The organism is Sphingobacteriaceae bacterium, from assembly GCA_002319075.1.
Lineage (GTDB): Bacteria > Bacteroidota > Bacteroidia > B-17B0 > Aurantibacillaceae > Aurantibacillus.
Window position 1 is genome coordinate 3,846,074 of sequence record NVQB01000001.1, and the last position, 11,793, is coordinate 3,857,866.

Sequence of the window (11,793 nt, forward strand, 5' to 3'; positions counted from 1 at the left end):
AAATACTTCCCGATTATGGATAAGAATACTGAAGAAAAAATAAAACTTTTAGAAGATAAATACGGCCAAATGGGTCAGGACATTAACGGTTACCTGGATGGACTATTACTTTCAAATTATTTGACCTATTGGGATTACATTCAGGTGGAAACTCTTCTTACTTTACAAAATCCTAAAACAGATTTTCCGGATGAGCAGATTTTTATCATGTATCATCAGATCACCGAACTTTTTTTCAAATTAGCTTTAAACGAATTTGAGCAAATAGGAAACAACGGCCCTGTAATGTTACCAAATGGTAAGATGGATGGGTGGAAAGAAAAACTCGATCCTAAATTTTTTGCTGAAAGGGTAGGCCGCATCAACCGCTATTTTGAAGCGCTTACCAAATCTTTTGAGATCATGGTAGACGGTATGGAAAAAGAGCAGTTTTTACGCTACCGCATGGCCCTGCTTCCTGCAAGTGGTTTCCAAAGCGCCCAATACCGTAAGATCGAAATTTGTGCCACTGATTTTTATAATTTGGTAGACAAAGATGTTCGTCCTACTTATCAGAACCAACATCCTCCGATAGAGGAAATGTTTAAAAATATTTACTGGAATAAAGGTGCTACAGAATTAAGCACCGGTAAAAAAACTTTAACGCTTCTGCAATTCGAAAAAAAATACGGGAAAGAATTTGTAAGACTTGCTGAAGAATACAAAACGAAAAATCTTTGGGCAAAATATAAATCACTTTCTGAAGAAGATCAGAAAAATCAAAAAGTAATAAATGCTTTAAAAGAAATTGACGTGAATGTAAATGTCAACTGGCCTTTGATGCATTATAAATCTGCCGTTCAGTATTTACAACAAAACACCGAAGATATAGCGGCAACAGGGGGAACTAACTGGCAAAAATATTTGCCGCCACGTTTCCAAAAACGTATATTTTTCCCTGAACTTTGGTCGGAAGAAGAAATTGCCGACTGGGGTAAAGGCTGGGTGGTTACGAATGTTTTTAGAACCAATTAATTATTTCGGTTTTTTTATTCCGGCTTAAACACGAAATGAAAAACCCGTAACTCGAACTAATATGTCGATACAAGTAAAAAATATCACCAAATTATATGGCACTCAAAAGGCGTTGAATAATATTTCTTTTGAAGTAGGAAGCAATGAGATAGTTGGTTTTCTTGGTCCGAACGGTGCGGGTAAAAGTACCATGATGAAAATTCTTACCTGCTATATTCCGCCAACACAGGGCTCTGCCACAGTTGGAGGTTTTGATATAGCTTCTCAAAGTTTGGACGTAAGAAAACAAATTGGGTATTTACCAGAACATAATCCTCTTTACCTTGACATGTATGTAAAAGAGTTTCTTGAGTTTGCAGGCAATCTTCATAAAATAAAAAATTGCAACGCGCGTGTTAAAGAAATGATTGCGGTAACGGGATTGCAACTTGAACAGAATAAAAAAATAGGAGCTTTAAGTAAAGGTTACCGTCAGCGTGTAGGTCTTGCCCAGGCTATGATTCACGATCCAAAAGTGTTGATCATGGATGAACCCACTACCGGACTTGATCCCAATCAACTGGAAGAAATTCGTAACCTGATAAAATCGCTGGGTAAACAAAAAACAGTGATGTTAAGCACCCACATCATGCAGGAGGTTGAAGCTATTTGCGACAAGGTAATCATCATCAATAAAGGAGAGATTGTTGCAAACGACGAAACCAAAAACTTACAAAAAAACAGCACCAAACAAATCATTACCGTCGAATTTGATAAGATCGTTTCTTCAGATTTGCTAAAAACAATTCCTCAGATTGACCAGGTGAATTTTCTTCAAAACACAACCTGGCAGTTAATTTCCTTATCAAAAGACGATGTGCGTAAAGAGATCTTTAACTTTGCAGTAGCAAACAATTTGGGCGTATTAACGCTTAATAAAGAAGAACAAAAGATTGAGGACGTCTTTAAAGAATTGACAAAATAATAAAGCTTTTGCTTTTCAAACTTAACTGCTTCAAGTATAGAGCAAACATTTATACCTTCCTCCAATAGCTATTGGCCTTCGTCTTGCTTAGCGGTTTGTTATCAGGGTCTGTACACTAAATTGTACTGCTGCAAAACAGGACTAGAAGAGGTTTTAAACTTCAAAGATTTTAAGTCGGTAAGAACCTGAGTAATTTCTTTTTGCTGACTCCTCGTAAAATCAAAAGCATTTGTAAAAACAGCTTTCTTTACCTTCCCTTTTTCATCCAGCATTAGAGAAACATCAAATTTTCCGACAAGATTTTTTGCCACGAGAGCTTCTTTCAATTCTTTTTTAAAGGCAGCTTCGTCTGAAATTTCAGGCAGAGCAATAGCTGCCCCAGCATCAGAGCTGGCGGCAGAAGGTGGCGACATATAATTACCAGATCGCTCATTGCCCTCAGTAGACTTTAATTTTTTAGAATCTTTAGCACCGGCTACCACTTCTTTTTCGGAGTCGGATTCCTCTATCTTTTTAGTTTCTTCAGCCTTTGCAACAGCAGGCATGTCACTGCCCTGATTCATTTGTTCTACCGGTGCAAGCACTTCATTCTTTTCACTGGCAGGAGCTGACATCGGTTTTGGCGCCGTCTTGATTTGGAAAGAAGTAATGGTTTTTTGATCGTCTTTGAAGCTGGATTTAATTCCCTCTTTCATTGGAGCCTCAGGAGCAGTTTCTGATTCTGAAACAGGTTTTGCGTTTTCAGAATTAACCTGACCCGCTGATTGCGACGGATCCTGAGCTTCAAACTGAAGACCGCGATTTTTCAAAGTTCGCTCTTCCATGCTCTTTTGAAGCTTATCACCGCTGCTACTTTCAATGGCTAATTGATCCTCTTTAACAGAAGAAGTTTTGAGAAATAAATAAATGCTAAAGCCAATTACCAAAAACAATCCCGCTGCAGCATACCAATAGCCGGTAACCGACTTTTTCTCTTCATTAAAAACTTCCGAAAATAGTTTTGCATCTACCCGATTTTGTAGATCAAAAGCTTCTTTCTCATTTTCAAGCATGGCAAAACCTTCCAGGGCATCCTGATCAAAGGCATCAAACGACTCGTCCTGCTGAGTTTTTTTGTTCAGCAATTCTTTCAATTTGTGTTTATGCGTATTATCCTTGTGGCTGCTCATTTATCAGGGCTTCCATTTTTAATTTTAGATTTCTTTTTCCGTTTTGAATATAACTTTTTACGTCGTTGTTGCTAAATCCAGTTATATCCATAATTTCTACATAAGATTTGTTTTTTAAGTAAAACAACTCAATGCACATTTTTTGTTCTTTGTTTAAAAGGTCGATCGCTACTTCCATAATTGAAATCTGCTTCTCCTTTTCTTTTAGTAGATGCTCAGGATCTGAGTAATCCATAAGCAAATGAACATTATCCTGCAGTTCAAGCTCTTTTTTGAGTGCACTTTGCCTTTTTCTAAGTTCCATTAAACAAAAGTTTTTACTGTACACGTAAAGCCAACTCTTAAAATACTCTATTTTGTGTTTCTTAAGGTCCTTTATTAGGTTTGTAAAGATTTGAATAACAGCGTCCTGAGCCTCGTCTTTATTCTTTAAATACTTGATGCATAAACCCAAAACCAGATGTCCGTAGCGCTGGTAAAGGATTCCAACCAGTTTGTTGTCGCCCGACTCTGAAAAAACGTTAATCAGCTCATTGTCGGAATAATTGTTGTATTTATCGTTAAAAACCAAGAATAAAGCGATTTGGGGCTAAATTAATAAAATAACCAATAATAATTTGGCATTTAAAATCAAATATTATCTTTGTGAAATTCATTTAAGTCTGTCTAAATCATTTAAATATTTACTTGTTGTTTTTTGCCTGATTTCCCTCAAATTTCAACAACCTTCTACTTTTGACGCCAACTCAAAAATCAAGGCCGTATTTTTGTATAATTACACCCGTTATTTTGAATGGCCTGATAACAAGAAAGTTGACAATTTTGTGATTTACGTGGTTGGTAAAAATGAAAATCTTATCACGGAACTTAAAATGCTTGCTACTAAGAAAAAAGTTGGAAACCAGGAAATTGAAATTAAAAATTCAGCCACTTTCGATCCGGCCATTATTTCTCACATTATCTATTTTGCGCCTGAAGCGTCTAAATCACTTAGTGAGGGCGCCTCTAAGAATAAGGGAAAAGGAACACTCATCGTTTCCGAAACTCCCGGAGGTGGGAAATCAGGAGCGAGCATCAACTTTATAGCCCTGGAAAATAAACTAAAATTTGAATACAATAAAAATGCAGCAGTGAAAGCCGGTTTAAAAACTAACGAAGATTTTAAAGCGCTGGCCGCCGTAAATATTGATTAATATTAAACAAAAAATGATGTGCAATTTGCGCCATATATCTAAAAACTTGCTTGTGGGCATCCTCATGCTTCTGAGTGCGGGCTTATGGTCGCAGGAAGATAGGCTAGTCCGGGCGCAGCAATTGATGCGTGCAAAAGCACCAGGATCTATTGAAAGCGCGGCAAAGGCAATCGATAGCGTTATTGTTAATCCACAAACTAAAAAGGATTATGTTTCATGGACTACCCGTGCATTTATTTACTTCCAGATTTACAAAGCCAACGACAAACAAAAATTAAATTCGTCCTACAGGGATACAATCATCAACTCCCTGATAGTATCAAATAGTCTTCAGCCAGATTCAAGCTATCTTGTTCAAAATAATAGCCTGTTAACTAACCTGGCAAAAAACTACTTCAATATTTCACGCACTTTGCTCCAGGATTCTATGGATGCTGATAGGAGTATAATTGCTTACGGCAGGTATAAATCTATTAGCCGCCTTGTAGATCCTTCCATGGATTTTAAAACAGATGACATCAAATATTACCTGGCACTGGGCAGCCAATATTCTGCGGTTTTTATCAAGGACAATAATGATGCTAAATCCCAGGAAATTGCCAAGGTGGCATTATTGAAAGTGCTTGAGCTTCAACCTGAAAATCCTACCGCAAACATTAATATCGGGCTTATGTACTACAACCAGGCTGTAAATTTGAGTAAGTCTTTAGATTACGGTGCAGATTTCTCTCAAATCGATATTGTTCAGGAAAACATGGTAAAACTCGCAAAACAGTCTGAGCAGTTTATCTATAAAGTTTATGCTAACGATAATAAAAATCTTAAAGCAATAGAAGCCCTCTATTATATATACCGTATGTTAAATGAGCCTGCAAAGTCTGATGACTTTAAGAAAAAAGGTGAAGAACTGGGTATTAAATTTTCTGAGCAACCAGCTGATAAAGACAAATAGCCATGAAAATGAGGTTTACTATAGGAAGAAGGATAGGGCTGGGTTTCGCTATCTTTATTTTATTAACGGTTATAGCTTTCATTCTTACCGTTGTTATTTTAAATGAAAGTAAACGCCGCACCGAAACAGTGGTTGGAGAAGTAGCTCCGAGTGTTGCCGAATTAAAAGAGCTCAATCTTTTATTACAACGCTCAAATACAGACGTATCGAAATGGTATTACAATAAGAGCTTTAACGACATTGAATTTCGTGATGAACTCAAAACTATTATCAGCACTGAATATCCCAAGAAAAAGGCCATTTTGACCAAATTTTCTGAAGATTGGCTGACAGAGGAAAAGAAAAAATTAGGAGTTATTTTTTTACGAATAGAGTCCTTATTTAAACTATACGAGACTGAAATCATTGGTCAGTTAAATTCTACAGAAGCTTACGATGATCCAAGTATCTATATGATGGCCCGTTTGCCATTTGAACAGTCGGACACTGACATCAAAATTATTTACAAGGACTTAACTTCCTTAATCGAGCTCAAACAAAAGTATGCGGAAGACGTAACGCAAAAAATGTTCTCGTCCATCAACTTTCTTAAAACCTTTGTTCAACTTCTTGGGATTACACTCGTGGTGGGTGGATTACTGATTGCGATTTTCACAACCCGCTCCATCACTATTCCTATCCAGGTGCTTAAAAAAATGCTCTTGTCTATGGGACTTGGTATTCTTCCAAAAGAACGTGTTAGCGCAACCCGCGACGAAATTGGTGAAATGGGAAATGCTCTGAATGATCTCATCAGATCGATGCAGCATACTACAGACTTTGCTAAAGAAACCGGGGCAGGAAATTTTGATGCGGAATACAAACCTTTGAGCAAAGATGATTCTTTGGGCCACGCCCTCTTGAAAATGCGTGTCGATCTTGCAGAAAATGAGCGTTTCCTCGAACAAAAAGTAATTGAGCGCACAGAAGAGGTGGTACGTCAAAAATCGGAGATTGAAAATAAAAACGAGGAGCTTGAGATTCTTTACAAACAAGTAACCGATAGTATTCACTATGCAAAACGTATTCAGGATGCTATTCTTCCTACTGCTAATACGGTAAAACAGTTATTGCCGGACGCTTTTATTTTGTTTAAGCCCAAAGATATTGTCAGCGGCGATTTTTACTGGATCGAACAAAAAGATAATTTGGTGTATTTTGCCGCAGTAGATTGCACGGGCCATGGAGTACCAGGGGCATTTATGAGTCTGGTAGGACACAATATTTTAAAGGACATTATTAAAAACACAACCGCTACCAGGCCTTCTGAAATTCTTGACAGCCTGCGGGAAGGCATTGTAAATGCACTCAGAGTCGATGATTCTGGAAGACAGGCCAAAGACGGGATGGATATGACGCTATGCGCTATAGATTACAAAACAATGGAACTTCAGTACGCGGCAGCTTTTAATCCTCTGTATATCATTAGAAAGGGTGAATTATCCATGTACCCGGCAAACAAATTTCCAATTGGATCTTACATAGGAGAAAAAACAAATTTCGACAATCATACCATAAAGCTTGAAAAGGGAGACCAGATCTTTATCTTTAGTGACGGGTACGCTGACCAGTTTGGCGGCCCTAACGGCAAAAAGTTTATGGTTGGCAACTTTAGAAAGCTACTTACCCAAATCAGTCAATTACCTTCTAATCAGCAAAAAGAGAAGCTCGACGAAACTTTACTAACATGGCAGGGTGGACAAGAACAGGTAGATGACGTGCTTGTTATTGGAGTAAAGGTTTAAATTTATAGAATGCGCATCCCTTACACGCTAGTTGTCTTATTTACTGCTTTATCACTTGGCCTGTTTTCTCAAATGCAAGTGGAAAGCATCAGGGTCTCTACGGCACAAGTTGGAGTCTCTGCTATCAGCGTCAACAGCCTTATTGCAAAAACCTACGACCTTACTTATCCGCTATACGATTATAAAGTAGATACACTAACCAGGCAACTGATTTTTGCAGGAAGACAAAGAGGCGAATCAAGCAGTAGTACTTATTTAAGCCGTGGTTTTTTTGCCGCCCTGAGTAGTGTGAACGATTCTATTAAATGGATCAACGAATCGAGTTTATACGACATTCGCCTTTCTGGTAACAACCTGATGCTGAGTAACGAAGTGCGTTCTGTACGCTACAATAAAATTCACGGGTACGATGAAATTCGTTACGATTCTAAAATTATTTTTACTGTACCCAAATACAACCGCGGTTTTATGTATGACAGAACGCAGGAAAATGTTTTGAATTGCGTAAATCTTACATTGGGTACAACTACCTGGAGCTGCACTATTCCCAAAGGCGAGAACTGGATTGACACACAATTCTTAAATGACTCAACTGTGTTAATTGCAGCAGGCGGCCTTCATGCAGTAAATGTACGGACGGGATTATTGTGGACTTTTCCTTTAAGTACAGCCATTCGCACCAACCGCTCTTTTATTTATTCCAACGCAAAGTTTAATACCATTCAGAAGATCAGTTCTGTTATTAAAACCTCTACAGAGGATAATATTGTAACACAGATTGCTTCTAATATTTACAAAGACAACAACCTGATCTATTTTGCATCCAAAGAGAAATTAATCGCTGTAACACATGCCGGTAAATTGGCCTGGCAGGTAGATTTAAAAAATTATCCAACATCCAAAATGCTCATCTCAAAAACAGATTCGTCCCTGATTTTGGTAAACTTTGGATTGGCAACACACAGCAATAACTTCGTAACATGGGGCAAACCATTTATAATTACCCTCGATCCTGCTTCAGGAAGAATTATCACACAAGCTGACTTAAGCAACATTGAAAATCTCGCAGACTATGTAAAAACCGACAAACGTTTTATTTTAGCCAGCAAAGATGATGTGCAGGAAGTAACTCCGGGCAAATCAGAATTAAAAACGGTACTTGCTCTGGGGCCCAATAAATACGGGGAGTTTGTTGAATTTATAAACGGTGATGAATACTATATTTTAAAAGAAGGGTATTTTGTACCATTGAATTTCATCAACGATAACGTCACTTATTTTCGTGCGGATAACAATAAAATTTACGGCATAGAAGCAGAAGACCTTAAATACGAATATCACTTCACTGAACTTTTTAAACTCGACAAAAAATACCAGGATAAAACTGTGTTGTATAACGAACAAAAAACACTGATCACTAACAGTCTTTTTGAATTATTATTCACCATAAATCTTTCTGATAAAAACGTCATTCTAAACAACAAAATGTACTTTATGAGCAATTATAAGATCTTTATGCTCAACCTGGATGATTTGAAATAATCAGTTTTATCTTTCGTAGGCTTCCATCAATTCGCGCCAGAGTTCCGGAACGGGAATACTGATATTATGAACGTAGTCCATGGCCACTAAAATCCCAATGATGGCGGCGCATTCAATAAACTCCCCATTTACTTTTTTTACAATGGAGTTTTTAAAACGGATACTTTTAGTGCCAAATTTAATGGCTTTCGTACAACAGTAAATCTCGTCGTTGAGGTGAACTGGAATGATATGGTCGATCTCTGTACGACCTAGAATAAAGCCTCTTTCAGCCCAGTTAACCTTATCTTTTAAAACATCTTTCCAATAACTTACCCTGCCCAGTTCAACATAATTGTGATAAACCGAATTGTTTACATGGTCCAATTTATCGATGTCGCAAAATCTTATCTGGATCGGAATAATATGTTTGTAGTCTTGATAGCTCATTACACTTGTCTGTTCAGCAATTCTAATGCAAACTGCTTTAATTTTTCTTTCTTCTCTGCAGAGGCATTTACTTTATCGAGGAAATTCAATGCACTCTGTGTATGTTTATCAGCTTCATCCTCGCATAGCTTTTTGATATTTAATTCTGAAAAAATTACGAGCATGCTTTTTACTTTTTCACGGCTATCAGTCAAAGACATTATTCGTTTAATTTCGGCACGCTGCTGCGGAGAGGCTAGTTCCATTGCTGAGAGCAATAGAAAGGTTTTTTTATTGGCAATAATATCGCCTCCCGTTTGTTTCCCGAATTTTTCATTGTCTACTGCAAAAGCGTCTAAAAGATCGTCCAGCAGTTGGAAAGAAAGTCCGAGCTGTTTCCCGAATTCGTAAAGGTGGTTTTGATCTTCTGTGCTGGCATTTGCAGCAATAGCACCCATTTTTAAACTGCATCCTAACAACACCGCAGTTTTTAAGGCGATCATGTCCAAATAGGCTTTTACCGGAACCGAATCGGCTGTTTCGTAATTCATATCCAGCTGCTGACCTTCACATACCTCAATAGCGGTTGTATTAAAAAGTTTGCTCAGAGATTTGAAAGCATCGGCATTATAAGATTCGAGACATTGAAATGCTTTTACGAGCATCACATCTCCGCTTAAAATAGCAATATTGGTATTCCACTTTACATGCACGGTTGCCTGATTCCTGCGCAATGGCGCGGCGTCGAGGATGTCGTCATGAATAAGCGAAAAGTTATGAAAAAGCTCAACCGATAAAGCCGCATCTAAGGCAAGTGCAGGGTTTTTATCGAAGAGATCGCTGGCTATGAGAGCGAGTAGTGGACGAACACGTTTGCCTCCTAAGGATAAAATATAGGATTCCGGCTCATATAATTCCTTCGGAAATTTTTTACTTAAGCCAGCAGTGTGTTTTTCTAAATGATCTGAAAATAATGTTAAAAGTGTAGCGTAATCTTTCACAATTCTGTCTTAAGCATTTTTAGCTACTTCTAAAAGGTAATTGCCATAACCGCTTTTTGTAAGGGGTTGAGCTATTTTAATAAGTTGCTCTTTACTGATATAACCCATATTAAAAGCAATTTCTTCAATACATCCTATTTTTAAGCCCTGACGTTCTTCAATAACCTGCACAAATTGTCCGGCCTGCATTAACGACGGAAAAGTTCCGGTATCCAACCAGGCAGTTCCTCTGTCCATAATAGAAACTTTGAGTTTGCCTTGTTTTAAATATTCTTTGTTTACATCTGTAATTTCGTATTCGCCTCGTGGGCTGGGTTTCAAGTTTTTTGCAATTTCTACAACGTGATTATCATAAAAATATAAACCCGGAACAGCGTAATTTGATTTAGGCTCCAAAGGTTTTTCTTCTATGGAAATAACATTGTGTTGCTTATCAAATTGCACAACGCCATACCGCTCAGGATCACTCACATGGTAAGCGAAAACCACACCACCCTCAGGATTGTTGATCTGTTTTAAAGCGCTGCCCAAGCCAACCCCATAAAAAATATTGTCACCTAAAATTAAGGCAACTTTTTCTTTCCCGATAAATTTTTCGCCTATTACAAAAGCCTGAGCCAGTCCGTTCGGAATTTCCTGCACAGCATATGTAAATTTGCAACCCAACGATTCTCCGTTTCCTAAAAGTCTTTCAAAGTGAGGAAGATCATGGGGCGTGGAAATAATAAGAATTTCGTTAATACCTGCCATCATCAATACCGACAAGGGATAATAAATCATCGGCTTGTCATAAATAGGCATCATTTGTTTACTCATAGCGAGTGTAAGTGGATGCAAACGAGTACCGGAGCCTCCTGCGAGAATAATTCCCTTCATAGATTTTTGAGTTTAAAAATGTGAATCTTTATATTGATTTTTATCGCAAAAGCTTTTACTTTGTTATTTCGAGTCCGAAAGATACAAATTTTTTAAAACCAAGTTTATAACCCCGACATATACTGCAAGTAAATGAAACACAAAAAAATAAACGCAAGCATTTTTTTTCTGGCCTCCCTAGCACTTGTTTTGTTATCATTTAAACAGGAACAATCGTTCTTTATAAAACTTGCTCAAAGTGGTATCGCACAAACCAAGTTACAGGTAACCTATGTTCCGGCATACGTTCAAATTAACTATCCCAACGGAGATGTACCCGCCCACACCGGCGTTTGCACCGATCTGGTTATAAGGGCCTATCGTACACTTGGCATCGACCTTCAGAAAGAAGTTCATGAAGACATGGTTAAAAATTTTAATGCCTATCCCAAACTGTGGAAATTAAAAGCTCCTGACACAAATATCGATCATCGCCGCGTTCCCAACCTGATGACGTTCTTCAAACATAAAAAAGCAGTGTTGCCAATTAGCACCAATGCAGCGGATTATAAGCCCGGCGACCTGGTAACGTGGAATCTTCAAAATCAGAAGACAGCAAGCGGCATCACCCATATTGGCATTGTTACAGACAGGAAAGCGGCAGATGGAAAACACTATCTGATGGCTCACAATATAGGCTCAGGAAATCAGTTGGAAGACATGCTTTTTTCTTATACAATTATCGGGCATTACCGTTTTAGCTTATAAGAGGTTTTAAACATCCTCTTCTTTACAAATCAAGACTTTAACTGAGTAAAAAGGCCTTTTCGCTTATTAAGGCTATCAAATTTTTCTTGTATATTTACTATCTTTGTATTAATATTAAAATTCCGGGGTTCCGGATGCGGTAT

At 37.8% G+C, this 11,793-nt stretch carries 12 protein-coding genes; 7 read left to right on the forward strand and 5 right to left on the reverse strand.

The window, feature by feature from the left end; all coding sequences use genetic code 11:
• Positions 1-15: 15 nt before the first annotated feature.
• Positions 16-1,014: a tryptophan 2,3-dioxygenase gene (locus CNR22_16655; protein PBQ33338.1), complete on the forward strand. Its 999-nt coding sequence runs from the start codon at positions 16-18 to the stop codon at positions 1,012-1,014.
• 61 nt (positions 1,015-1,075) lie between these two features.
• Positions 1,076-1,978 carry a gliding motility-associated ABC transporter ATP-binding subunit GldA gene (gene gldA, locus CNR22_16660; GenBank protein ID PBQ33339.1) on the forward strand — a complete coding sequence of 301 codons (903 nt, stop codon included), beginning with the start codon at positions 1,076-1,078 and terminating at the stop codon, positions 1,976-1,978.
• A gap of 101 nt (positions 1,979-2,079) precedes the next feature.
• Here gldA and CNR22_16665 read toward each other — a convergent pair whose 3' ends face one another.
• Both CNR22_16665 and CNR22_16670 read right to left on the reverse strand, forming a co-directional pair.
• Entirely contained in the window at positions 2,080-3,147 is a 1,068-nt protein-coding gene (locus CNR22_16665) for a hypothetical protein (GenBank protein ID PBQ33340.1), read from the reverse strand.
• A complete protein-coding gene (locus CNR22_16670) occupies positions 3,128-3,730 on the reverse strand; it encodes an RNA polymerase subunit sigma-24 (GenBank protein ID PBQ33341.1) in 603 nt (200 codons plus the stop codon). The genes CNR22_16665 and CNR22_16670 overlap by 20 nt, the downstream gene beginning before the upstream one ends.
• 10 nt (positions 3,731-3,740) lie before the next feature.
• On the opposite strand from CNR22_16670, the gene CNR22_16675 reads away from it, so the two are divergent.
• The 4 genes from CNR22_16675 to CNR22_16690 are packed head-to-tail and all read left to right on the forward strand — an operon-like array spanning position 3,741 to position 8,618.
• Positions 3,741-4,340, forward strand: coding sequence for a hypothetical protein (locus tag CNR22_16675; protein ID PBQ33342.1), 600 nt, complete (start codon positions 3,741-3,743; stop codon positions 4,338-4,340).
• A complete protein-coding gene (locus CNR22_16680) occupies positions 4,333-5,292 on the forward strand; it encodes a hypothetical protein (protein PBQ33343.1) in 960 nt (319 codons plus the stop codon). Before CNR22_16675 ends, CNR22_16680 begins: the two co-directional genes overlap by 8 nt.
• Before the next feature lie 2 nt (positions 5,293-5,294).
• A complete protein-coding gene (locus CNR22_16685; protein PBQ33344.1) occupies positions 5,295-7,076 on the forward strand; it encodes a hypothetical protein in 1,782 nt (593 codons plus the stop codon).
• A gap of 9 nt (positions 7,077-7,085) precedes the next feature.
• A complete protein-coding gene (locus tag CNR22_16690) occupies positions 7,086-8,618 on the forward strand; it encodes a hypothetical protein (GenBank protein ID PBQ33345.1) in 1,533 nt (510 codons plus the stop codon).
• Positions 8,619-8,624: 6 nt separating this feature from the next.
• On the opposite strand, the gene CNR22_16695 is transcribed toward CNR22_16690, so the two are convergent.
• The 3 genes from CNR22_16695 to rfbA are packed head-to-tail and all read right to left on the reverse strand — an operon-like array spanning position 8,625 to position 10,903.
• Positions 8,625-9,047 (reverse strand): hypothetical protein, encoded by a 423-nt coding sequence (locus CNR22_16695; GenBank protein PBQ33346.1) that lies wholly within the window; start codon positions 9,045-9,047, stop codon positions 8,625-8,627.
• On the reverse strand, positions 9,047-10,027 hold the full coding sequence (locus tag CNR22_16700; GenBank protein PBQ33347.1) for a polyprenyl synthetase: 981 nt from the start codon (positions 10,025-10,027) through the stop codon (positions 9,047-9,049). The genes CNR22_16695 and CNR22_16700 overlap by 1 nt, the downstream gene beginning before the upstream one ends.
• Before the next feature lie 9 nt (positions 10,028-10,036).
• Positions 10,037-10,903: a glucose-1-phosphate thymidylyltransferase gene (gene rfbA, locus CNR22_16705; GenBank protein PBQ33348.1), complete on the reverse strand. Its 867-nt coding sequence runs from the start codon at positions 10,901-10,903 to the stop codon at positions 10,037-10,039.
• Positions 10,904-11,035: 132 nt separating this feature from the next.
• Here rfbA and CNR22_16710 point away from each other — a divergent pair, with 132 nt between their 5' ends.
• A complete protein-coding gene (locus CNR22_16710) occupies positions 11,036-11,650 on the forward strand; it encodes a DUF1287 domain-containing protein (GenBank protein ID PBQ33349.1) in 615 nt (204 codons plus the stop codon).
• The last annotated feature ends 143 nt before the right edge of the window (positions 11,651-11,793 follow it).